The sequence below is a fragment of the Tateyamaria sp. genome (assembly GCF_039940735.1).
Classification (GTDB): Bacteria; Pseudomonadota; Alphaproteobacteria; order Rhodobacterales; family Rhodobacteraceae; genus Tateyamaria.
Window position 1 is genome coordinate 102977 of record NZ_JBDVGB010000050.1, and the last position, 21783, is coordinate 124759.

23 protein-coding genes and 1 tRNA gene are annotated in these 21783 nt (G+C 55.9%); 17 read left to right on the plus strand and 7 right to left on the minus strand.

Features of this window, described 5'->3' with window-relative positions; genetic code table 11:
* Positions 1–84: 84 nt before the first annotated feature.
* From ABJF76_RS10650 to ABJF76_RS10660, 3 genes are all read left to right on the plus strand, one after another.
* Positions 85–567: an Lrp/AsnC family transcriptional regulator gene (locus ABJF76_RS10650; RefSeq protein WP_413821101.1), complete on the plus strand. Its 483-nt coding sequence runs from the start codon at positions 85–87 to the stop codon at positions 565–567.
* A gap of 68 nt (positions 568–635) precedes the next feature.
* Positions 636–1190 (plus strand): tetratricopeptide repeat protein, encoded by a 555-nt coding sequence (locus ABJF76_RS10655; protein ID WP_413821102.1) that lies wholly within the window; start codon positions 636–638, stop codon positions 1188–1190.
* Between the two features lie 45 nt (positions 1191–1235).
* Positions 1236–1321, plus strand: a tRNA-Leu gene (locus ABJF76_RS10660).
* A 247-nt stretch (positions 1322–1568) separates the two neighbouring features.
* On the opposite strand, the gene ABJF76_RS10665 is transcribed toward ABJF76_RS10660, so the two are convergent.
* Positions 1569–3173, minus strand: coding sequence for a GMC family oxidoreductase (locus ABJF76_RS10665; RefSeq protein ID WP_413821103.1), 1605 nt, complete (start codon positions 3171–3173; stop codon positions 1569–1571).
* 319 nt (positions 3174–3492) lie between these two features.
* Between ABJF76_RS10665 and ABJF76_RS10670 the strand changes: the two genes are divergently transcribed.
* Positions 3493–6081, plus strand: coding sequence for a methyl-accepting chemotaxis protein (locus ABJF76_RS10670; protein WP_413821104.1), 2589 nt, complete (start codon positions 3493–3495; stop codon positions 6079–6081).
* A gap of 172 nt (positions 6082–6253) precedes the next feature.
* On the opposite strand, the gene metG is transcribed toward ABJF76_RS10670, so the two are convergent.
* The 3 genes from metG to ABJF76_RS10685 all read right to left on the minus strand — a co-directional run bounded on the left by metG (position 6254) and on the right by ABJF76_RS10685 (position 9418).
* Complete coding sequence (gene metG, locus ABJF76_RS10675; RefSeq protein ID WP_413821105.1) at positions 6254–7966, minus strand: methionine--tRNA ligase; 1713 nt, start codon at positions 7964–7966, stop codon at positions 6254–6256.
* Positions 7967–8077: 111 nt separating this feature from the next.
* The gene (locus ABJF76_RS10680; RefSeq protein WP_413821106.1) at positions 8078–8662 is read right to left on the minus strand and encodes a YceI family protein; all 585 of its coding nucleotides are present in this window, start codon (positions 8660–8662) and stop codon (positions 8078–8080) included.
* Between the two features lie 114 nt (positions 8663–8776).
* Positions 8777–9418, minus strand: a complete 642-nt coding sequence (locus ABJF76_RS10685; RefSeq protein WP_413821107.1) for an ImuA family protein — start codon at positions 9416–9418, stop codon at positions 8777–8779.
* Between the two features lie 125 nt (positions 9419–9543).
* Between ABJF76_RS10685 and ABJF76_RS10690 the strand changes: the two genes are divergently transcribed.
* The 6 genes from ABJF76_RS10690 (at position 9544) to ABJF76_RS10715 (ending at position 15490) form a co-directional block, all read left to right on the plus strand.
* Positions 9544–10587, plus strand: a complete 1044-nt coding sequence (locus tag ABJF76_RS10690) for an aldo/keto reductase (RefSeq protein WP_413821108.1) — start codon at positions 9544–9546, stop codon at positions 10585–10587.
* 201 nt (positions 10588–10788) lie between these two features.
* Positions 10789–11703: a 3-keto-5-aminohexanoate cleavage protein gene (locus ABJF76_RS10695; RefSeq protein WP_413821109.1), complete on the plus strand. Its 915-nt coding sequence runs from the start codon at positions 10789–10791 to the stop codon at positions 11701–11703.
* 5 nt (positions 11704–11708) lie between these two features.
* Positions 11709–12236, plus strand: coding sequence for a hypothetical protein (locus tag ABJF76_RS10700; RefSeq protein ID WP_413822396.1), 528 nt, complete (start codon positions 11709–11711; stop codon positions 12234–12236).
* The gene (locus ABJF76_RS10705) at positions 12233–13705 is read left to right on the plus strand and encodes a carnitine 3-dehydrogenase (protein ID WP_413821111.1); all 1473 of its coding nucleotides are present in this window, start codon (positions 12233–12235) and stop codon (positions 13703–13705) included. Before ABJF76_RS10700 ends, ABJF76_RS10705 begins: the two co-directional genes overlap by 4 nt.
* Complete coding sequence (locus ABJF76_RS10710) at positions 13702–14448, plus strand: SDR family oxidoreductase (protein WP_413821112.1); 747 nt, start codon at positions 13702–13704, stop codon at positions 14446–14448. The genes ABJF76_RS10705 and ABJF76_RS10710 overlap by 4 nt, the downstream gene beginning before the upstream one ends.
* 139 nt (positions 14449–14587) lie before the next feature.
* Positions 14588–15490, plus strand: a complete 903-nt coding sequence (locus ABJF76_RS10715) for an EamA family transporter (RefSeq protein WP_413821113.1) — start codon at positions 14588–14590, stop codon at positions 15488–15490.
* Between the two features lie 27 nt (positions 15491–15517).
* Here the strand turns inward: ABJF76_RS10715 and ABJF76_RS10720 are convergent, their stop codons facing one another.
* Both ABJF76_RS10720 and ABJF76_RS10725 read right to left on the minus strand, forming a co-directional pair.
* The gene (locus ABJF76_RS10720) at positions 15518–16225 is read right to left on the minus strand and encodes an NUDIX hydrolase (RefSeq protein ID WP_413821114.1); all 708 of its coding nucleotides are present in this window, start codon (positions 16223–16225) and stop codon (positions 15518–15520) included.
* Between the two features lie 37 nt (positions 16226–16262).
* The gene (locus ABJF76_RS10725) at positions 16263–16616 is read right to left on the minus strand and encodes a DUF983 domain-containing protein (protein ID WP_413821588.1); all 354 of its coding nucleotides are present in this window, start codon (positions 16614–16616) and stop codon (positions 16263–16265) included.
* A 256-nt stretch (positions 16617–16872) separates the two neighbouring features.
* Here ABJF76_RS10725 and ABJF76_RS10730 point away from each other — a divergent pair, with 256 nt between their 5' ends.
* The 4 genes from ABJF76_RS10730 to ABJF76_RS10745 all read left to right on the plus strand — a co-directional run bounded on the left by ABJF76_RS10730 (position 16873) and on the right by ABJF76_RS10745 (position 18835).
* A complete protein-coding gene (locus ABJF76_RS10730) occupies positions 16873–17319 on the plus strand; it encodes an EF-hand domain-containing protein (protein ID WP_413821115.1) in 447 nt (148 codons plus the stop codon).
* A 63-nt stretch (positions 17320–17382) separates the two neighbouring features.
* On the plus strand, positions 17383–17967 hold the full coding sequence (locus ABJF76_RS10735) for an RNA polymerase sigma factor (RefSeq protein WP_413821116.1): 585 nt from the start codon (positions 17383–17385) through the stop codon (positions 17965–17967).
* A 5-nt stretch (positions 17968–17972) separates the two neighbouring features.
* Positions 17973–18341, plus strand: coding sequence for a hypothetical protein (locus ABJF76_RS10740; protein ID WP_413821117.1), 369 nt, complete (start codon positions 17973–17975; stop codon positions 18339–18341).
* A 2-nt stretch (positions 18342–18343) separates the two neighbouring features.
* A complete protein-coding gene (locus ABJF76_RS10745) occupies positions 18344–18835 on the plus strand; it encodes a periplasmic heavy metal sensor (protein ID WP_413821118.1) in 492 nt (163 codons plus the stop codon).
* A gap of 6 nt (positions 18836–18841) precedes the next feature.
* On the opposite strand, the gene ABJF76_RS10750 is transcribed toward ABJF76_RS10745, so the two are convergent.
* Positions 18842–20239 (minus strand): diguanylate cyclase, encoded by a 1398-nt coding sequence (locus ABJF76_RS10750; RefSeq protein ID WP_413821119.1) that lies wholly within the window; start codon positions 20237–20239, stop codon positions 18842–18844.
* A 94-nt stretch (positions 20240–20333) separates the two neighbouring features.
* Here ABJF76_RS10750 and ABJF76_RS10755 point away from each other — a divergent pair, with 94 nt between their 5' ends.
* From ABJF76_RS10755 to ABJF76_RS10765, 3 genes are all read left to right on the plus strand, one after another.
* Positions 20334–20618 (plus strand): DUF3572 domain-containing protein, encoded by a 285-nt coding sequence (locus ABJF76_RS10755; protein ID WP_413821120.1) that lies wholly within the window; start codon positions 20334–20336, stop codon positions 20616–20618.
* Positions 20615–21322 (plus strand): HAD family hydrolase, encoded by a 708-nt coding sequence (locus ABJF76_RS10760; RefSeq protein WP_413821121.1) that lies wholly within the window; start codon positions 20615–20617, stop codon positions 21320–21322. Before ABJF76_RS10755 ends, ABJF76_RS10760 begins: the two co-directional genes overlap by 4 nt.
* A gap of 106 nt (positions 21323–21428) precedes the next feature.
* A partial coding sequence (locus ABJF76_RS10765; protein WP_413822565.1) for a trimethylamine methyltransferase family protein occupies positions 21429–21783 on the plus strand: 355 nt, incomplete at its 3' end.

Sequence of the window (21783 nt, forward strand, 5' to 3'; positions counted from 1 at the left end):
GTTTTGCCTAATGTAGCAGCAATAAATCAGGAAATTTCATTGAATTTCATGTGAATGTCAGAACAAAATAGTGAATTTAATCAAATGAACAATGCAAATAAACTGTTCGATCTTGATGGATTCGACCAATCGATTCTTGCCGCATTGGCCGAAGACGGACGGATGAGCATCACCGACCTTGCTGCGCGCATTGGGTTGTCGAAATCTCCGACACAAGCGCGCCTGCGGCGCCTTGAAAAGTCGGGAATCATCATGGGGTATCGTGCCTTGTTGGACCCGATATCGCTGGGTCTTGATCACGTGGCCTTTGTTGAGGTGCGCCTGACGGACACCCGAGAATCGGCTTTGCGCGCCTTTAATGCGGCCATTCAAACGGTTCCGGAAATTGAACAAGCCCATATGATTGCAGGGAATTTCGACTATTTGCTTAAGGTACGTACACGCGACATGGCGCAATACCGATCCTTTTTGGCCGAGGTGGTGTCGAGTCTCCCACATGTGGCGGCGACTTCGACGTTTGTGGCGATGGAGGCCGTCAAAGAAGTCATGTTGCCCGGTTTAGATTGAGTGAGGTGCGCGTCGAAACGACGGCATCGTGACTTGACCTGAGCGCAATCCAAGGCATCATCGAGATCATGAAATTTTTAGTGATCTTTTCCCTTCTGTCCGCACCTGTCTGGGCCGAATCCTGTCCGCCGACACCCGATTCCAGCGCCGAACTGTCGGCTTTGATCGATCAGATCCGCGAGGCAAAAGATGAACGCGCGGCCAAACCGATTTCGGATCAAATGTGGGAGATATGGCTAGATGCACCAGATGACGCAGCTCAGGACCTTTTGGACAACGGGTTGAGGCAGCGTAATAATTTTGACTTTGTGGGGGCTTTGGGAACATTTGACCGGCTAACAGAATACTGCCCCGCATATGCCGAAGGTTACAATCAACGCGCCTTTACGCATTTCATGGTCGAAGATTATTCAAATGCTCTCAACGACTTAGACATTGCCTTGGACCTTTCGCCAGACCATGTCGGCGTGCAGTCCGGGCGTGCGTTAACGTTGATGAATATGGGACTGTTGGATGAAGCGCGCACACAAATGCAGGCTGCTTTGGACAACAACCCATGGCTGTCTGAACGCGCTTTGATGGAAAATGGCGCGTTGCTTGGTCCAAAGGGTGAAGATATCTAATCCTGGGCTTGAGTACCTCGCTTTGATTGCCTAACAAGATGGTGCGCGGGCGTGGTGGAATGGTAGACACACCAGACTTAAAATCTGTTGGGCGAATGCCCGTGGGGGTTCGAGTCCCCCCGCCCGCACCAAATTTCTCAATAAAATCAGATGAGTAGATTTATTCTGAGGTGGGTGAGGCCGCTGATAGTGGACACACTTATGCCGTGCACTTGCAGTTCTCTGTGTTAGAGTGAGCTGCATTTGAAAACTGGACGGCTAAGGGGCGTAAATCACGCAGTCACTTGAGTGCGGTTCAGAACGTGCCGCGACACCCTAAATAGACAGCATGGCCAGAGCATTCGGAATTGTGCAGGAGTCTACCGACAAAATGCAGGGTTAACTCATATTCCTTTTCACCAAATCCGCAGCCTTTTCTCCGATCATCAATGTCGCCGCGTTTGTGTTCGCAGCAGGCATTGTCGGCATGATCGAGGCGTCTGCAACACGAAGACCTTCGATGCCATGAACGCGAAGGCAGTCATCGACCACAGCGCGAGCATCCGTGCTTGGCCCCATCTTGCAGGTCCCGATCATGTGGAAACTTGTTGTGCCACGTTCGCGTGCGCATTCCATGAGTTCTGCGTCAGTCTGCACGGCGTCACCGGGAAAGATCTCTTCTTTGAAATATGGGGTCATTGGTTCGGACCGCATCAGAGTGCGCACCAGCTTCATGCCCGCAAGTAGGGCACGTTGATCCGTTTCGGCGCTGAGATAGTTGGGTTGTATCTCTGGTGGGTCCATCGGTGCGGCGCTGCGGGCTAGCACATGGCCAGTGCTATCCGGGCGTTGCTGCCATGCGGCAAGTGTCATGCCCGGTTGGTCATCCAAGTGGCTTTGATTGCCTGATTTGTAACTCGCAGGCATGAGGGTGAGTTGCAGGTCGCTGTCTTCAAGGTGTGCTGCGGATTTTGCGAAGGCATAGCAAACCGTTGAAGGTAGGCTGAGTACGGAGGGGCGATTCATGATCCACTTGGCTGCTTCGCCCCAAAACGCGGCACCTTTGACCCTTTCGTTCAAAGTGGTGACCCCCTTGACCCGCGCGGTGAAGCGCGGGGTGTAGTGATCACGCAGGTTCTGACCGACTCCGGGAAGTGCGTGACGCACGGGAACACCAATTGTGTTCAAATGGTCGGGATCACCCACACCAGAGATCTGCAGGAGTTGCGGAGAATTGATAGCGCCGCCCGCAAGGATCACTTCGCGTCGGGCCATGATCCGCGAGCGATGCTGCCCGCGCTCGATCTCTGTGCCAATTGCGCGACCTTCATTGATCAGGATTTGGGTTGCAAGCGTGTTGGTTTTTATATGCAAATTTGGACGGCCGCGTGCGGGGCGCAAATAGGCTGTAGCGGCACTTTGGCGCCGACCGTTCGCGATCGTGCGTTGCGCATAGGTCGCGCCGAACTGTGCCTTACCGTTGTAGTCCTCATTGTAGGGAATACCCATGCTTTGCGTGGCCTTGAAAAAGGCATCGCAAAGCGGATGTTCCCAAGTGTTTGGGGTCACCTTGACTGGGCCTTCTGTGCCGCGAAGGTCGTCGGGGTTCGGGCCGATCCAAGTCTCAAGCCGCTTGAACAGCGGCAACACGTCGGCAAAGCCCCACCCCTGATTGCCCAGTTGCGCCCAATGGTCGAAATCCGAAGGCGCGCCGCGATTGAACACATTGCCGTTGATCGAAGAGGAACCGCCAAGGGTCTTGCCCCGCGGCACCGGAATTGTGCGCCCGCCAGTCCAGTCTGAAGGTACAGTTTCATACATCCAGTTGAGGCGGCGGTTGGTCATCAATTTGATCCAACCGACAGGCAGGTGGATAAGGGGATGAATGTCCTTGGGACCGGCCTCTAGTAAGCAAACGCTTATTGCGGAATTTTCAGAAAGGCGCGCGGCCAGAACGCTGCCTGCAGTGCCCCCGCCCACGATGATGTAGTCAAAGGTTTCCATGGGCACACTGTGAGGAAACCGCTGAATTGCGTCAAGACTGGCGAAGTCGGGACCTACCTACTTTTGAACAGTCAGGAGAACTCATCAAAATCGTAAACGGGCACCTTCATTTAACACCCAACGCACCTGAAATAGGTAACCGAAAAAGAACGATCACAAAGTTCAATTCATTATCGCCACGCGGCTTCATGATGCGGGAGGCCAAAAATTCCTCTGGGCTTGTTAACGCGGAGGTAAAGGCTGCTGATCTATACAGCGCCGACTTCTTTTTACGCCTCGTAACCATTTTCCATGGCGTCCGCAAACGAAAGGTCTAACCATGAGCGTTTCTGCGTCAGTGACTAAAAAGCCCTCACGACTGAACAGCCTTCTTTTGAAAATGGTTCTGATGGCGGGGTTAATGACTCTGGCGGTCGTGACCACCAAGACATGGTTTGGCAACTCGCAAAAACGCGAATTAGCCCATGAAACGATGACTGACCTTACCAATGAAGTGACGCGTTTACTTGCCACGCAAATTGGGAGGGCGATCAAGTTAGGTGACCGTGAGAGGATCGCGGAATTGACAAGGGGTTTCGTTTACTCAGCTAAGCCAGGTGGGACCGGAGCCTTGGTAATAAGTGGTGCGGGTCAGATTCTTTACGCGACTGAAGACTCTAATATTGCAGGACCTGAGGCGTTGGCGTTGGCGAAGTCAGTATTGGAAACTGGCGAAAACGTCTTGTCTGAGGATGGTTTGATGGTCGCGAAGGCCGCGACCTTGGGTCCAGATAATACTGTTGTCGGGGTCGTATTAACCAGATGGAACAGGGAACATTTTCTTGCAGCTGTGAGAGACAGCGAGGGCCGTGCGCTGTTGCTCAGCGCGATTGTGTTTTTAACTGCTATGATTGGGATCACCTATTACCTTTGGTATGTGATGTCGGAACCTCTAGTTCGGGTGGGAAAGGTCATGGCTGAAATTGGCGGTCGAAATTACGACGTGATTGTCCCATACACGCAGCGCGGAGATGAGGTGGGTATCATAGCCGATCAGCTTGAAAAGTTACGGGCTCGCCTGTCAGACCTACAGCAGCGACAACGAGAGAGCGCCTTAAAAAGTGCAGCATTTGAGGGCAGTTCCGCCCCGATGATGATGGTGGATGACAACAACATCGTCCGTTTTGTAAATCCGGCCTGCGCGTCGTTATTAAATGGTTTGCTACCTGATCTCGCAATTCATTGGCCAATGGGACAATCTGGTGATTGGGTCGGTCTTGATATTGGCACATTGCCGGAGGTGGCCCAAGCCATGGCACAAGGTCAGACGCCGGGTGCTGAGCTTGAAGCATGCTTTGCTTCGATCCGCATAGGTGCGAGCGAAATTGTCGTGCAAATCAACGTTGCTCGTGACCATAAATTCCGTTTCATTGGCGCGGTGATTGAATGGAAGGATCAGACTGACACGCAGCATAGCGCCGCCGTTTTAGAGGGCATTGATGCGACAAAGATGCGCCTTGATTTCGACGCTACAGGTCTGTGTCTGTCGATGAACAAAGCGGCTTGCGAGGGTATACGAGGTAAAACCGGCGACTTAATTGGAACCAGCCTGAAGCAACTCCTTAAAGGGCCCCAAACAGACGGTACTTTGCCGCGCGACCTTGAGACTTTGGCATTGTCCGGTTCCGTTGTGAACGGGAAAATTGGATTGACTATGGCTGATGGCAGTCAAGTTGTATTGGACGGAAGTTTCATCCCAGTCCGATCAGAAGGTGGAATGGTCGAGCGTGTCATTCTGTTGGGGTCTGACGTAACACTTGCAGAGGCTGAAAAGGTAAAAGTTCGCGAAGATCGGACGCGTATGGCCGAAGAGCAAATGAGTGTTGTTACAGCTTTGGGCGAAGGGTTGCAGCGCCTTTCTTTGGGGGACCTTTCTCACGAATTGATCCAAAACTTTCCGCCCGACTATAAAGATTTGCGCAACAATTTTAACAAAGCTGTTTTGTCATTACGAGACGCGATTGGTGCAGTGACGTATAATGTTAATTCGATCCGCAATGAGACAACTGAAATTACAACGGCGGCTGATGACTTGTCACGACGTACTGAACGACAGGCTGCAACATTGGAAGAAACTGCGGCTGCGTTGGACGAGTTGACGTCTTCTGTGCGGTCTGCCTCAGAAGGAGCGGATGCTGCCAGTCAGATGTCGGAGGATGCACAGTCTACTGCCGAACAAGGGCAGGAAGTTGCCAGCCGTGCTGTATCGGCCATGGATGGCATCCGTAATGCATCACAGGAAATTTCCAAGATTACTTCTGTCATAGATGACATCGCATTTCAGACCAATCTCTTGGCGTTGAATGCTGGGGTGGAAGCTGCACGGGCAGGAGAAGCGGGGCGTGGCTTCGCTGTCGTAGCTACCGAAGTGAGAGCTCTGGCTCAACGTTCTTCAGATGCAGCCCGCGAGATCAATGGATTGATTTCCAACAGTGCAGAGCAAGTTGAGCAAGGGGTGGATTTGGTTGGTCGAACTGGTTCTGCTCTTGCAGAGATTGTGGCGTCTGTCTCTGAAATTTCCAAAAGTGTTTCGGACATTGCGACGTCGTCACGTGAACAGTCGACTGGCTTGAGCGAAATCAATGTTGCCGTGAATGAACTGGACCTTGTCACACAGCAAAATGCAGCGATGTTTGAAGAAACCACAGCTGCGAGCCATGCGTTAACGTCCGAAACAGATGCACTTTCTGACGCGGTTGGCAAGTTTCAGCTTGGGGCAGTATTTGCCGTACACAATGCTAAACCGACTGCAACTTTTCGACATGCCAAACCACCAACTGCATTGTGCGAAGGTGCGGTTTCTGGGGGCGCGGCTGTAGCGATTGAAGCAATCCAAGCGCAGTCGCAAACTGGTTGGGAAGAGTTTTGAGCACATATGCAAGTTGCATGATTTTTATTATTTTAGCTGAATTGGGGCGCTTTGCGAAATAAACAAAACAGCTGGTTGTTCTGACGTTTGCCGGCAAAAGCAAACTCAGATTGAGTGACAGCTTTGTTGGGATGGGAAGGGGGCAAAGGATTTGTCGCGTGATACCAGTTAGTTAAGCCCGTACTCCGGCGAAACGCGATTGCCACTCCTCTCTGGCTTCATCCGTTATTTTATTGAATAGATTTTCAGGCACTGAGAAAACGTGGCCAGGTTTCAATTCGTTCAGAGCCGACGCGGCGTTTGTTGGCCAAGCGGCGGTTTCCAAGTCCAGAGCAGTCTGCATCGCCAATGATGCTTGTGGAATGAAGGGGGCAGACAATGCGGCGTAAAGACCAATAAGATTCAAACCCATACGGATCTGCATCGCGGCCTGCGCTTCGTCTTCCTTGATTGTGGTCCATGGAGCCGCGGCTTGCAGGTATTCGTTTCCAGCCACCCAGATCGCGCGCAGTTCTTGGGCCGATTTGCGGACTTCCATGGTTTCCAACATCGCGGCATAGCGCTGGATACGGATGTCAAGATCGGCGATCAGGGCTTCCTCTTGCGCGCCATAGGTTGCGCCTTGAGGGACGGTTTCGCCAAATTTAGAACGGCAAAACTTGGTCACGCGGCTCACGAAATTGCCCAAAACATCGGCGAGATCTTTGTTCACGCCTTGTTGAAAAAGTTCCCAAGTGAATTCGGAATCCGACGTTTCAGGGCAGTTGGACAAAAGCCACCAACGCCAATAATCGCTTGGCAAAATCTCTAACGCTTGATCCATAAACACGCCGCGGCCTTGGCTTGTTGAAAACTGGCCGCCATCGTAGTTCAGGTAATTGAAGGACTTCAGGTGATCGACCATTTTCCAGGGTTCGCCCGAGCCCAAAATTGTGGCAGGGAAGCTCAGAGTGTGAAAGGGGACGTTATCCTTGCCCATAAACTGGGTGTAGCGCACATCGTCGGCACCCTTGTCGGTGCGCCACCAGCGTTCCCAATCAGCATCGCCATTGGCATCTGCCCATTCGCCCGCGCAGGCGATATATTCGATAGGGGCGTCGAACCACACGTAGAAAACCTTGCCTTCCATTCCGGGCCAATCGGCATCGCCGCGGCGCACGGGAATGCCCCAATCAAGATCGCGCGTGATGCCGCGATCTTGTAAGCCATCACCGTCATGTAGCCATTTTTTCGCAATCGAAGTTGTTAAAACTGGCCAATCGGCTTTGCTGTCGATCCACGCGTTTAGGTCGTCCTTTAGTGTGGATTGGCGCAGGTAAAGGTGTTTGGTTTCACGCACTTCAAGATCGGTGGAACCTGAAATGGCCGAGCGGGGTTCGATCAGATCGGTCGGATCCAGCTGTTTGGTGCAATTTTCGCATTGATCGCCGCGTGCTTTGTCATATCCGCAGTTGGGGCAGGTGCCCTCGATGTAACGATCAGGTAAATAGCGCTGGTCGGCATTGGAATAGACTTGTTTTTCGGACACTTCGCGGATCAGACCGGCATCGGCCAGACGACCTGCAAAATGTTGCGTCAGGGCGTGGTTCTGAGGCGAAGACGATCGTCCGAAGTGATCAAAAGACAACCCGAACCCTTCGGCAATTTGTGCCTGAACCGCATGCATTTCGGCGCAGTATTCTGCAACAGGTTTGCCCGCTTTGGCAGCTGCCAATTCTGCGGGCGTGCCGTGTTCGTCCGTCGCACAAAGAAACAAGACCTCGTTGCCACGCGCGCGTTGATAGCGCGCGAATAGGTCTGCGGGCAGTTGACTGCCAATCAGATTTCCGAGGTGTTTGATCCCGTTGATATAGGGAATCGCCGAGGTGATGAGGTGACGCTGCATGACGGGGCCTTTTGGGTGTGTTGGCTTCGTTTAGCAGTGCGATGCGGCAGGGAAAAGACCTTGATCGGCGCAGGTTGTCTTGATTGCGATGTTGCGCGTTAAGGTCGAGCGTCAGCTTTCGGTTTCGATATGCGCTTTAATTTCGATCTGAACTGTATCGTCGACCAGTTCTGAATAGCCATCGGCCCCAAAATCGCGCCGGTTGACGCTGCCCGTCAGTAAGACATTGAGCGCCCGTAGATCACCCGCCGCAGTGCCGGGCTGGCGAAACATTTGTGCTTCGAACCGCACAGGGCGTGTGACACCGCGCAAGGTCAATAACCCTTCGAGGGCGGCGCCATCATCTATGCGCCCACTGTTGCCAAGAAACACGCGGGTTGACTGAAAACGTGCCTCGGGAAAGTCGTTCGCGGCTAAAATACTGTTTGATTTCAAGGCTTCGGTGGCAAAAATCAGCCCGGTGCGCGCGCGCCTGACATCGGCTGTGACCTCTGCTGTTGACGCGCTTAGGTTGGTTGCATCGATTGTTAATGCAGCGCTTGCGATGGGAACTGTACCGACCATTTTTTCGCCGCCGATCGTGAACGTATAGCTGATCGTCGCACCGTCCGAGCCAAGCGTATATGGAAGCGGCGCCGCAAAGGCAGGTAAACCAAATAGTGCAATGACACCGGCGATCAGGGTTCTGCGCAGCATGGTGTACCTTTGCCTGTTGTTCACGATTATGAGGCTGTGATGCGTGGCCCTAATTCTTGTTCTAACCCAAACATAGCATATAAATGCTTAATCGTCTCCTTTTTCGGGCTGCACTCACGCGGCCTTGATGCCATGTGAAATGCGCGGCAGCGACTGACCTTGGGTGTGCTGAACCTGCCAAGCTTGTCGCGGGGCGGTGCGCGCCCTCAGTCGTGTTAGTGCCCAAGCGCCAGAGCTGCCTTGGTGATCAGAGGTCAGATGCCAGCGGCTTTCGACACCTTGTGCGCCCCCCATGCCCGGTGTCAGCAACAGGCCCAAAGGGGCCGTGCCGTGGCTGCGCCCACCGGCTTCGGCTGCTAAATGCATACGGCGTACAGGCGTCAATCCCGGCAGGCCGGGCAGGTCGGCAATGGCCAACGACACCGCGCCTGAACGCAACACTTCTTCCATGCTCCACAGTACATCTTCGGCCCGTTTGGGATGCACAAGGATCAGGCGAGCGGGGTCAATAAAGGACATCATGCCGCAAGGGTTCAGCCGGTCACAGCCCCAATCGGGGGCAATCCAAATCACTGGCCCCGTGGTCTGTGCCGCGATCCACAGCGCAAGACGGTGGCGCGCAGATCCACAGGCTTCGTGCACCCGCCCCAGCGCCAATCCAGCCCCAAGCCCATGGCGCGCGCCATCCGGCAACAACGCCAGACTTGGTGTGGCGCGGGCCGGGCCACGTTGAAGAAGAGGGTGGGATATAGGCATAACTATTATATGCATGTTCTGCTTTTGTTCTCAAGGGTATTTACAGCCTTCAAGACGACAGAATCCACTTGCCCACAAAGTTCCCCTCGTTAAGTTCAGCCTGTGGTTAGCAAAAAGGGTGGCACATGGAGCGACGCAAACTTGGCCGTACAGATATTGAAGTTTCAGCACTGTGCCTGGGGTCAATGACGTGGGGCACCCAGAACACTGTCGAAGAGGGGCACGAGCAGATCAATCGCGCGCTCGAAGCAGGCATCAACTTTGTCGACACAGCCGAGATGTATCCCGTCAATCCGATCAGCGCAGAAACCATCGGGCGGACAGAACAAATCATTGGCATGTGGTATGAACGCGGCGGCACGCGCCAAGACATGGTGCTGGCCTCCAAGCATTCCGGCGAAGGCATGGCACATGCCCGCAACGGCGCGCCGATCTCGGCTGCAACCATTCCCGAAGCCATTGAGGGGTCATTGCGCCGTTTGCAGACGGATTACATCGATCTTTATCAATTCCATTGGCCCAATCGCGGCAGCTACATGTTCCGCAAGAATTGGACGTTTGAACCAAGGGATGTCGACCCCTCCGCAGAACGCCAAAACATGGAAGACTGCCTTGGAGCGCTGCAAAACGAAGTGCAACGCGGCACCATTCGTGCCTTTGGTTTGTCTAACGAAAGCGCATGGGGCACCGGGCAGTGGCTTGCGGCTGCTGCGGCCACAGGCGGGCCGCGCGTGGCCTCTATGCAGAATGAATATTCACTGCTTTGCCGTCTCTATGACACTGACATGGCCGAAATGAGCATCTACGAAGACGTGGGCCTGCTGGCGTTTTCGCCGCTGGCTACCGGGTTTTTGACCGGCAAATATCAGGATGGCAACGTGCCCGAGGCGTCGCGCATGACGTTGAACGCGAACATGGGCGGGCGCAAAAGCGATCGGGTTTTTGCCGCCACTCAGGCCTATCTGGATGTCGCTAAACGCCATGACCTCGATCCAACGCAGATGGCTTTGGCGTGGTGTATGACGCGCCCCTTCATGACGTCGGTGATTTTTGGTGCGACCAGCATGGCGCAATTGGACCTTGCCATTGGGGCCGCTGATCTGACCCTAAGCGATGCGGTGTTGGACGACATCACAACCGCGCATCGCGATCACCCGATGCCGTACTAAAAACGCGCGGGCTATGGGTTTTGCTGCACAGCAAGGCGGATGGGCGCGATTGTTAATTCAGACGACGCCGGAAAACGACAAAATGCCAGAACGTGTCGCTTGCGGTGCGTTCTGGTGCGCTTTTTGACGTGTCACTTCGGTTTTGGAACCGCTATCGATTGATCAACGCGAAACTGTGCCTGAACAACAAGGACATTGCCCATGCCACTTTCCATGAACCGTGACGTTTTTATAACCTGCGCCGTAACCGGATCAGGCGGCACACAAGATCGCAGCCCGCATGTACCACGCAGCCCAAAGCAGATCGCTGATAGCGCCATTGCCGCGGCCAAAGCGGGCGCTGCGATTGTGCACTGCCATGTGCGTGACCCAGAAACCGGCGCGCCCAGCCGCAATCTGGCATATTACCGCGAAGTGACCGACCGCATCCGTGATGCCGACGTCGATGTGGTGTTGAACCTGACGGCTGGCATGGGCGGGGATATGGTTTTTGGCCCGACTGAAAACCCAATGGCGTTGAACCAAGACGGCACAGACATGGTCGGCGCGACAGAACGCGTCGCGCACGTCGCCGACTGCCTGCCCGAGATTTGCACGTTGGATTGCGGCACTATGAACTTTGCCGAAGCCGACTATGTCATGACCAACACGCCCGGCATGTTGACCGCGATGGGGCGGATGATGACAGCGCTGGGCGTAAAGCCCGAGATCGAGGCGTTTGACACAGGCCATTTATGGTATGCGAAACAACTGGTTAAAGATGGTGTTCTAGACAGCCCCGCCCTTGTGCAACTGTGCATGGGCGTGCCTTGGGGTGCGCCGGATGACCTCAACACCTTTATGGCGATGGTTAATAATGTGCCGGATGATTGGACGTTCTCGGCCTTTGGGCTGGGGCGCAACCAGATGGCTTATGTCGCGGCCTCGGTCCTTGCGGGCGGTAACGTGCGGGTTGGGCTTGAGGACAACCTGTGGCTTGGCAAAGGCGAGTTGGCGCAGAACTGGCAGTTGGTCGAACGCGCGGGCAGCATCGTTGAAAATATGGGTGCGCGGGTTATTGGCGCTGCCGAAGTGCGTGAAAAATTGGGCCTTGTAAAACAGGCGCCACGGGCGTGATCTTGATGATGCATAACCTGTGCGCAATGCAGGCCCAAACGGTGTGCCGATTTGTTGTGGCGTGCGCGCTTTTCTTGTTGGTGGCTTGCGCCCAACAGCCGCCAATCGTTGGGTCACAGGCCATTCCATTGCGCAACCCTACGGTGCCGATTGGCGCAATCCTGCGCTTTGATCCTGTGAAATTCGATGGGGATTGGTCCGTACACTCAAGTGCGGGCGGAAACTGGGCGCTGACTACCTTTGCCGTCGCGGGGCGCAGCACGCAATGGAGCGAAGCTGGGCGCGCTGCGACACTGACACCGCGTGCAACGGGCATTTTTCGGCTGACCTACGACGACGGTACACAACGCGACTTGTGGGTGATTTGGACAGACCCTGACCACCATACGGTCGCGTTAGGTGAGCCGGGTGGCGGTTTTGGGTTTATCGCCACCAAAGTCGGCCGCTTCCGTGGCGATCAAGTGTCTGCAGCGGCACAAGTTTTGGATTTTAACGGATACCGGACAAAAGACTGGGATGTGAGGGCAAGATGAAAACAGCAGCAATCATTGGCGGTGGTGTGATCGGAGGCGGCTGGGCTGCGCGGTTCTTGCTGAACGGTTGGGACGTGCGGGTGTTCGACCCCGATCCTGAGGCCGAGGCGAAATTGGCCCCGGTCTTGGCGCAGGCGCGGCGCGCGTTGCCAAGCCTTACGGACGTCGCCTTGCCCTCCGAAGGGAAATTGACCTTTCACGACACAATGTCCGAGGTCGTGAAAGGTGCCGTTTGGGTGCAAGAAAGCGTGCCAGAGCGGTTGGAGTTAAAGCAAAAGGTCTATCAGACCTTGCAGGCGGCGATGGATAGGGATGCCATTTTGGCCTCGTCCACGTCTGGCTTTACGCCGTCTCAATTGCAAGGGTGCGCGACACGCCCCGAACAGATCATGGTCTGTCATCCATTTAATCCCGTCTATCTGATGCCGTTGATCGAGGTGGTGCCATCGCCCGTGACCGATTTGGCCTTGGTCGAAAAAGCCGAAGGGATTTTGCGCAGTCTTGGTCATTATCCGCTGCGCGTGCGCAAGGAAATTGACGCCCATATCGCAGATCGTTTCCTTGAGGCGGTCTGGCGCGAGGCGTTGTGGCTGGTCAAAGACGGCGTTGCCACCACGGAAGAGATCGACGAAGCGATCCGTATGGGCTTTGGCATCCGATGGGCGCAGATGGGCCTGTTTGACACCTATCGCACTGCTGGTGGGGATGCGGGCATGCGCCATTTCATGGCGCAATTTGGCCCGTGTTTGCAGTCACCTTGGACCAAGTTGATGGACGTACCGGAATTTACCGACGAACTGGTCGATCTGATCGCCGGGCAGTCAGACGCGCAATCTGGTCACATGACCATCGACGAGATGTTAAAGGCCCGCGACGACAATCTTGTTGGCATGATGCGCAGTCTCAAGGCCAATGATTGGGGCGCAGGGGCTGTGATGAACGCGCACGAGGCGTCTTTGCGGGCAGGCACTGTTTTAGGAGCCCATGCAGACGATCTTGAGGACGTTTCCGCGCCCATTCAGACGGTTCGCCGCGCGGTGCCTTTGGATTGGACGGACTATAACGGCCATATGAACGAGGCGCGTTATTTGCAGGCCTTTGGCGATGCGACGGACCGGTTTATGGCGATGATTGGCTGTGATGCCGATTACATCGCAACCGGGGGCAGCTATTTCACGGCCGAAACCCATATTCGCCATGTGGACGAAGTGCATGCGGGCGCTGTGATTGAAGTGCGCACGCAGGTTTTGGTAGGGGCGGGTAAAAAGCTGCACCTGTTTCACGAGATGTATGAAGGGGAACGACTGTTGGCCACAGGAGAGCATTTCTTGCTGCATGTGAGCCTTGAGACGCGGCGCCCATCGGACCCGTCTGCGGCGATTTTGACCAGCCTTGAACGGATCGCGACGGCTCATTCTGCTTTGGCGATGCCTGAGGGGGCGGGGCGCGCAGTGGGGCAACGTCCTTGAGGCGTGTGCTGATCACGGCGGGTGCGTCGGGCATTGGTTTGGCCATGGCGCAGGCTTTTGCAACAAACGGCGACGCGGTTTGGGTCACAGATGTTGATGGTGATGCGCTTGCCGCTTTGCCGGACAATATCACGGGCTGGTCCTGCGATGCGGCAGATGAGGCGGGCATGTCAGAGGTTATGGCTGAGATCGGGGCGCTTGATGTGCTGTGTGCCAATGCCGGCATCGCCGGGCCAACGGCCGCTATCGAAGATGTGGCGCTGGATGATTGGCGCACTTGCGTGTCGGTTAATCTTGAGGGCGCATTTTTGGCGACCAAGCACGCTTTACCTGCGATGAAAAAAGCAGGTCGGGGGGCGGTTGTGTTCACGTCTTCAACGGCGGGGATATATGGCTATCCCAATCGCGCGCCTTATGCGGCGGCCAAGTGGGCCATCATTGGGTTGATGAAAACGGTGGCGATGGAGTCAGGCCCCTTTGGCGTGCGTGCCAATGGGATTTGCCCCGGCGCCGTTGAAGGTGTACGCATGGAAGGTGTGCTTGCACGCGAGGCGGCGGCCAAGGGCATGACGCGCGATCAAGTCTATGATGGCTATGCGGCGGGCACATCGATGCGCAGTTTTGTTGAGGCGCATGATATTGCGGATATGGCGGTGTTTTTGGCCTCGGACGCGGCACGAATGGTGTCTGGGCAGGTGATCGCTGTGGATGGTCACACAGAAAACCCCGACCCAAAGGTTTAGCCGTCGAGCGGGACTGTTTGCCTGTCGGCAAATGCGCCCGCCCACCGACCCTGTGATGAGGATCGGTAATATTCAGAGCTATGGGGTATCTCACCATATTCGCTCTGGTCGCAAAGACCGCGTTCGCCCATAGAGGGACATGACCCTTTGGATTCCCATCACACTGGCGGCGGCGTTTTTTCAGACGCTGCGCTTTATGCTGCAACGGCAACTGTCGCTGGGTACGCTCAGCGCTGGCGGGGCGACGCTGGCGCGGTTCTTGTATTCCGCGCCTTTGGTGGCTGTGTTGATTGCGATATATATGGCGCTGACGGGGCAGGCGTGGCCACGTTTTGACGGGACGTTTTGGGGACATGCTGCCATGGGCGGCTTGGCGCAAATTTTAGCGACCGTGGCAACGGTCCGGCTGTTTCAGGCACGCAACTTTGCTGTTGGGATCACGTTCAAAAAGACCGAAGTCATGCAGGCCGTTTTGGTGGGCTGGGTCATTTTGGGCGATCTGGTCAGCGTTTGGGGATTTGTTGCCATTGGTGTGGGATTGGTGGGCGTGTTGCTGCTGTCGGCTCCGCCCGGACTTGTGCGCACGGGCTGGCGGGACATGGCGAACAAGACTGTAGGGCTGGGCCTTGGTGCGGGCGCTCTGTTTGCGGTGTCTGGCGTCAGTTATCGGGGTGCCTCGTTGAGCCTTGGCTTGGATGATCCGCTGGCCAGAGCAGGGCTGACATTGGCGGCGGTGACGATGATGCAAACTGTTGCAATGCTGATCTGGCTGCGTTGGCGCTCACCCGGTCAAATCAGTGCAGTTTGGGGCGCACGGCGTGTGGCCGTCTGGGTTGGGCTGATGTCCATGGCGGGCTCGTTCTGCTGGTTTACAGCGTTCACCCTGCAGAACGCAGCTTACGTGAATGCAATCGGGCAAGTGGAACTGGTGTTCAGCGCGCTTGCGTCGGTTCTTGTCTTTAAGGAAAAGATCAGTGGACGCGAATGGGCGGGCATGGCGGTGCTGCTCGGCTCGATTGTGATGCTCGTTCTGTCGATTTGACACGTAAGGCGCAGGTGTCCTGCGCCTCTAGTCGGGCTGTGGTCGACCGTGCAAACGCAAGAACAGGCTTTCCTCATCGTCATTGCGGAAATAGGGCACGCTTGCAGGCGGGGTCGGGTCCTGCACTCGGGCTGCGATCTCGCTGAGAACCACTTCTGTGATAAACGGCATATCGAAAGACCGCACGCGGTCCAGCTCGATCCATTGCAGGTGTGATAGTTCGTCAGAGGCGGCGCTAAAGTCGTCAATATCCGACGTTAGATCTTGCGCATCAATCAAAAAGAAACGCGCATCAAAGCGGCGCGGTCGGCCCGGTGGAGTCAAGGCGCGAAACACGAATTGCAATGGGGCCGCATGGGGCAGGTGGCCGGTTGCGGCAAAGGCTTGCCAATCGGGAGGTGCTGCTGTCCATGTGCCGGGGGTCCCAAGGACTTGGCCGGTTTCTTCATACAACTCGCGAATTGCAGCGGCGGCCAAGGCTGGGCCAAGGCCGGGCGCGCTATCATCCTCTAAGCGTGCAGCGCAGGGGGCGGCGATGGGGCTGGCTAAGGGCACGGCATGATCGTCTTTATCTACGGCGCCGCCGGGAAAGACGAATTTGTTAGGCATAAAGACAGCCTTGGCACCACGTTGACCCATCAGAATGCGCGGCGCCGTCATGCGATCGCGCAACACGATGACGGTGGCGGCGTTGCGCACTTGGGTTTTGTCGATCGCGTCAGAAGGGTGCGTCATGCCATGCCTTTGGTGAATTGGGCCAAGCTTATGCACATCATCCAGTTTGCGCAAATCCGCCCATGCCGCGCGCCCATTGGAATCCGACAATTGCCCCTTTTAATCGAGGCAGCAGATATAGTGACAACCCAACACACCCCACAGCAAAGATCGAGAACAGGACCAAAGGTTCGGGCCGCCACGCTACAAACACGATATGCAACAAGGGCGCCATCAAGTGGCCGACAATCAGGATCGTCAAATAGGCGGGGCCATCATCCGCCCGATGATGCGAATAATCGAGCTTACAAACCGCGCAGCTGTCTGCGACCTTCAAATACCCTTTAAGCAGGTGACCTTGCCCACATCGGGGACATTTATTGCGCCAGCCCCGAAACAGGGACGGGCGCATAGGCCGGGCGTTGGTCTGGTTGTCAGTCACGGAATCGCTGTGCACGTCACTTATCCTAAGCAGATAGAGGGTCAGCATGCGCCTATGCGCGACAATAGGGAATTGGGCATTGTGCCCTTGCGGCCAGATGTCGCGCAAAACCCTTCGCAAACATTGTGCAAACTTTTTTCGACGGAACGGCGATGGCGCACCGTTTGATGGTCATGTGGAGGCGAGAAAAGCCCCACACACTGAGGTAAAAACGGAGTACGATCTTATGCAACGTAGCACATTTATCGCGACCCTTGCGGCTGCCGCAATTGGCCTGACAACAGTTTCCGCCATGGCGCGCGAACGTGGCCCCGACTTTTCTGCCCTCGATGCAGACAACAGCGGCGAAGTCACGCTGCAAGAAATGCAAGCACAAGGCGAGGCCCGCTTTGCCCAAACTGACACCAACGGCGACGGCTTTTTGACCAAAGCGGAATTGGAAGCCGCAGGCTCTGAAAAGGCCAAAAAGCGGTCTGCACGCATGATTGAACGTCTCGACGCGGACAAGGATGGTCAACTGTCACAAGCCGAATTGAAAAATCCGCGCCACGATCCGGCCCGCCTGTTCGAACGTTTGGATGCCGACAAAAGCGGTGGCATTTCCGAGGCCGAGTTCAAAGAAGCCAAGGCCCATCGCAAAGGCCGCCCGGGCAAAAAGCCTAAGAACGATTAATCGTCGTCACGTCCTGCCCCTTGCATAAAGGGGCAGGACAACGATAGCCGGGACTCTATGGCCATGCCGCTAGATAATGATCCGCATACGGATGACGCTGACTTGCTGGCCCGCTACGCGCGGGGCGACGGGGCGGCTGCGCAAATGTTAACTGCGCGCCTGACGCCACGCGTCTTTGGGCAAGCCTTTCGCATGTTGGGCGACGGCGCCGAGGCGGAAGACGTGGCGCAAGAGGCGATGTTGCGTCTTTGGCGCATCGCACCTGACTGGCGCGAGGGCGAAGCGCAAGTGACCACGTGGCTTTACCGTGTTGTATCCAATCTGTGCACAGATCGGCTGCGCAAACGCAAAGGTGGAGCCGTACCGCTTGAGGACGTGTCAGAACCGATGGATCCGACCCCATCGGTCGAAGCCAAGCTGCAAACTCGTGCGCGCCATGATGCGTTGCGTGCAGCCCTTGCAACATTGCCTGAACGTCAACGGATTGCTGTGACGATGCGCCACTTCGAAGAGGCCACGAACCCCCAGATTGCAACAGCTCTTGGCATCAGCGTCGAAGCGGTGGAAAGTCTGACAGCCCGCGGAAAACGCGCGCTGGCGGCAGCATTAAAGGGGCAGGTGGCTGCCCTTGGATATCATGAAGGATGAATAACATGACCCATCCCCCCGAGCGCCCCAAAGATGATGCGTGGATTGACCAGATGTTGGATGATCTTGCGCAAGACCCTGTTGGCGAGGTTCCTGAAGCATTGATGGCGCGGGTTTTGGCGGATGCGGATGCGATGTTGCCCGCCCCGGGTGGGGTAGTGGCACCCGTTCCGTGGTGGCGTCAAATCGTCGACGGTATCGGCGGTTGGAATACTGTGGGCGGGCTTGCGGTTGCGGCGGCGACGGGGTTTGTCATTGGCATCGGCGGGATCGAAGCCGTGCCTTTCGAAGACTTCTTATCGGTAAATTATGACACGTATTACGAAGGTCAGGACGCCGTAAGCGTCTTTGGCTGGGACATAGAGGAGGGCTGAACATGGGTGTGCAATCGGACAAAAGACGCGGGCCTGCTTGGGTCAAAGTTTTGTTGGCTGTGTCGCTTGGGCTGAATTTGGCCGTTGCGGGTGTGGTTGCAGGTTTTGTTTTGCGTGGAGGGCCGCAGGATGCGCGCCGCGCGAACATGGGCTATGCGACACCGTATGTTTTGGCCCTGCCACGCGAACTGCGCCGCGAAGTGTTTGGCAAAGTGCGTCGCGATGGCACTGTGCCGGACCGAAGCGCGCGCCGTGCGAACTACACTGCGATGATCAACGCGCTAAGCGCCACACCTTTCGACGCAAACGCCGTACAAATTGTGTTGGACCGCCAGTCTGACGGCGCTTCACGCGCGCAGGCGGCAGGGCAAACGGCATGGCTTGAGGTTGTGACCGGGTTCGACGATGCGGAACGTGCCAACTACGTTACGCGCATGAAAGAAGAGATGTCGCGAAAAGGCCCGCGTAGAAAAGGTGGTTCGGCAGACAAATAGCAGCGATCACGCCGCGGGGCGGAGTAGCGTCACGCGGTCGCGTCCTTTGGCCTTTGCACCATAAAGCGCTTTGTCTGCGCGCCCCAACAGCGCCTCTGCACTTGGAGGCACGATTTGGCTGGTGGTTTTGCTTGGATCGCACACCGTCATTCCGATCGATATCGTCGCCGTTATGGGCACGCTTTGACCAGGAATTTCGAACGGCGTGTTGCGAATTATTTTGCACAAACGTTGCGCGGCTTTCTTGGCGTTCACAAGACCCGCACCCGGCAGGACGATCAGGAATTCTTCGCCGCCGATGCGCGCCACAAGGTCGATGGCGCGTAAGTTTTCGCGCAATCGGTGCGCCGTTTCCACCAACACAGCATCTCCCGCCGCGTGCCCAAGTGAATCGTTGATCCGCTTGAAGTGATCCATGTCGGCCACCATCACTGCAAAGGGTTTGCGTGTCTGTTCCGCGCGATCCGCGATCCGGGCCAGATGCGGCATGGCATAGCGGCGATTGTGCAGGCCAGTGAGTGGATCAATCACCGCAGCTTCAACGCCCGAGCGCATTGTATCTCGCAATGCATCCGACATCCGTTTGCGTTTCATCAGCGCATCAAGGCGCAGCGCAAGTTCCGCCGGATCGCTTTCCATTGAGGTCAGATCGTTGGCCCCCATATCAAGCATTTGTGCCCCAAGGCGCGGGTCCGTTTCTTTTTGGACCACCAAAATGGAACTGTGGCGCGTTGCGGCGTGGCTGCGAATGGTGGCCAAAAGTTCAAGCGTATTGGTGTTTCCACCGGGTTCGACCAACATGACAAAGGCATCGGGCACTTTGCCCGTGCTGTCGGCATGGACTGAATTGGCCGGGGTGCATGCCGACAAGGCGGCCTTTGTGCATGCGGCCAACGACTTGCTCCAGGCTTCTGTGCCTGTGGGATCTTCTGTGATGACGCAAACAGTTTCTGTGGGGCCAAAAGCAGCAGATGGTTCCGCAAACCCAAGTGCGCGAGACGTGCCATCGCGCAACTTCCATTCACTGGCCGATGCATAGGCGCGCATCACGCTGCGGGTGCGCGCCAACAAAAGGCGATCATCGATAGGTTTTTGAAGAACGTCTTCTACTCCGGCGTTGAACAGGGCCAACCGGTCTTGCACGCTGCCAACTGCACCAATGACCAAAATCGGCACTTTGCCCATTAACCCGGCTTTCTGTAGGCGCTTGGTCAGGCGCAACGGCCCACCATCCGGCAATGTGTCTGCACACAAGATCATATCTGGCAGATTGGTTGAAATCGCGCGCATCGCATCGCCGATACTTTCGGCTTGCGCCATTTCATAGTGGCTCGCCGCCAGCTTCACCCGTAGAACAATACGGTTGGTGGCGATCGGATCGATAACAAGGATCTTACCGTGCATGGGTTGTATCCAATTCGTTACAACTTCTATGCATTTGGTTTTTGTTTGTTTAGGTTAACAAAGGGTTTCCAAAAGTGGGAAAGGGTGCGCTGAAATGGCGATGACGCAAGAATCCGCCGAGATCATTGGCTTGCAAGCGGTCGCATGGATGGCAAGCAACGAAGAGTTGCTGCCTGTCTTCCTTGGTGCGACCGGCGCAAACGAGGCAGACATGCGCAGCGGTGTCGGCGATCCGGCCTTTTTAGGCGCGCTTTTGGACTTCATTATTATGGATGACGCGTGGGTTCGTGATTTTTGTGATTCCGTGCAATTGGCTTACGAACAGCCGATGTATGCGCGTATGGCGCTGCCCGGTGGTGAACAGGTTAATTGGACGTGAACGCCTTTCAACCGGTGCATGGCATCATCTTTGACAAGGATGGCACGCTGTTTGACTTTACCACCACATGGGAGGCATGGGCTCGTGCCTTTTTACTGCGCCTCGCAGACGGGGAAGAGGCCCGCGCCGGGATTTTGGGCAAAGCGATTGGGTTCGCATTTGAAACCTCAACCTTCCACAAGACCTCTTTGGTCATTGCAGGCACTGCCGCGGAAATCGGGGCCGCTTTAACGCCGCATGTGCCTCATCTTACGTCCGATAAGTTGTTGAAGATCATCAACGAAGAGGCAGCGCATGCGCCCCAAACCGAAGCGGTGCCACTTGTTCCTTTTTTGAACGATCTGCGCGCGCGTGGCTTGAAACTGGGCGTTGCCACGAACGATGCCGAAGCCCCCGCACGGGCACATCTGGATGCCGCAGGGGTGGTTGCGCATTTCGACGTTATTGCCGGGTATGACAGCGGCCATGGCGGCAAACCCGCCCCCGGTCAGCTTTTGGCATTTTGCGACGCCACGGGCCTTGCGCCTGACAACGTGATCATGGTGGGCGACAGCCTGCATGATCTGCGCGCGGGCCGTGCCGCTGGCATGCGTACGCTGGCTGTGTTGACCGGCATGGCAGATACAAAGGATTTGGCGCCGCATGCAGATGCAGTATTGCCAGACATCGGCCATATCCCCGCGTGGTTGGATCAACAGGCCTAACGGCATTGCAGCTGCTTGAAAACGACATGTATCGTCGCAAACGGCAATGTGAAACCAGCGTCTCTGAGGTGTCCTTAGTGCAGATGTAAATCTGAGAGGACGTTTCATGGCTGACACTGAACCTAGGCGCAAAACACGTGGCGGCGGACGGGCAGGGGCGGCGGCGCGGCGCGGCCGGGAAACCATCGAGCAGATGCCTTGGAATCCACCCATTATGATTGATCCACCGGTGGAACCCTTACGTCCTGAAGGGGTCGAGGCCATCCATGACGGCGCGATGCGCATCCTCGAAGAAATCGGCATTCAATTTCTGAACAATGAAGCACTGGGCATCCTGCGCGAAGCGGGATGTCGGGTGGACGGGGACATGGTTTTTATGGACCGGGATTTTGTGATGGAGATGGTCGCCAAAGCGCCGTCTGAGTTCACAATCACGCCGCGTAATCTGGATCGCAAGATTA

Excerpts from the sequence above, each read along its gene's own strand:
- ABJF76_RS10745 (WP_413821118.1), top strand. The coding sequence starts at position 18,344 with ATGGGTGTGCAATCGGACAAAAGACGCGGGCCTGCTTGGGTCAAAGTT.
- ABJF76_RS10650 (WP_413821101.1), top strand. The coding sequence starts at position 85 with ATGAACAATGCAAATAAACTGTTCGATCTTGATGGATTCGACCAATCG.
- ABJF76_RS10665 (WP_413821103.1), bottom strand. The coding sequence starts at position 3,173 with ATGGAAACCTTTGACTACATCATCGTGGGCGGGGGCACTGCAGGCAGC.
- ABJF76_RS10755 (WP_413821120.1), top strand. The coding sequence starts at position 20,334 with ATGGCGATGACGCAAGAATCCGCCGAGATCATTGGCTTGCAAGCGGTC.
- ABJF76_RS10655 (WP_413821102.1), top strand. The coding sequence starts at position 636 with ATGAAATTTTTAGTGATCTTTTCCCTTCTGTCCGCACCTGTCTGGGCC.
- ABJF76_RS10705 (WP_413821111.1), top strand. The coding sequence starts at position 12,233 with ATGAAAACAGCAGCAATCATTGGCGGTGGTGTGATCGGAGGCGGCTGG.
- ABJF76_RS10735 (WP_413821116.1), top strand. The coding sequence starts at position 17,383 with ATGCCGCTAGATAATGATCCGCATACGGATGACGCTGACTTGCTGGCC.
- ABJF76_RS10700 (WP_413822396.1), top strand. The coding sequence starts at position 11,709 with ATGATGCATAACCTGTGCGCAATGCAGGCCCAAACGGTGTGCCGATTT.
- ABJF76_RS10725 (WP_413821588.1), bottom strand. The coding sequence starts at position 16,616 with ATGCGCCCGTCCCTGTTTCGGGGCTGGCGCAATAAATGTCCCCGATGT.
- ABJF76_RS10750 (WP_413821119.1), bottom strand. The coding sequence starts at position 20,239 with ATGCACGGTAAGATCCTTGTTATCGATCCGATCGCCACCAACCGTATT.
- ABJF76_RS10720 (WP_413821114.1), bottom strand. The coding sequence starts at position 16,225 with ATGACGCACCCTTCTGACGCGATCGACAAAACCCAAGTGCGCAACGCC.
- ABJF76_RS10680 (WP_413821106.1), bottom strand. The coding sequence starts at position 8,662 with ATGCTGCGCAGAACCCTGATCGCCGGTGTCATTGCACTATTTGGTTTA.
- ABJF76_RS10695 (WP_413821109.1), top strand. The coding sequence starts at position 10,789 with ATGCCACTTTCCATGAACCGTGACGTTTTTATAACCTGCGCCGTAACC.
- metG (WP_413821105.1), bottom strand. The coding sequence starts at position 7,966 with ATGCAGCGTCACCTCATCACCTCGGCGATTCCCTATATCAACGGGATC.
- ABJF76_RS10690 (WP_413821108.1), top strand. The coding sequence starts at position 9,544 with ATGGAGCGACGCAAACTTGGCCGTACAGATATTGAAGTTTCAGCACTG.
- ABJF76_RS10670 (WP_413821104.1), top strand. The coding sequence starts at position 3,493 with ATGAGCGTTTCTGCGTCAGTGACTAAAAAGCCCTCACGACTGAACAGC.
- ABJF76_RS10715 (WP_413821113.1), top strand. The coding sequence starts at position 14,588 with ATGACCCTTTGGATTCCCATCACACTGGCGGCGGCGTTTTTTCAGACG.
- ABJF76_RS10740 (WP_413821117.1), top strand. The coding sequence starts at position 17,973 with ATGACCCATCCCCCCGAGCGCCCCAAAGATGATGCGTGGATTGACCAG.
- ABJF76_RS10685 (WP_413821107.1), bottom strand. The coding sequence starts at position 9,418 with ATGCCTATATCCCACCCTCTTCTTCAACGTGGCCCGGCCCGCGCCACA.
- ABJF76_RS10730 (WP_413821115.1), top strand. The coding sequence starts at position 16,873 with ATGCAACGTAGCACATTTATCGCGACCCTTGCGGCTGCCGCAATTGGC.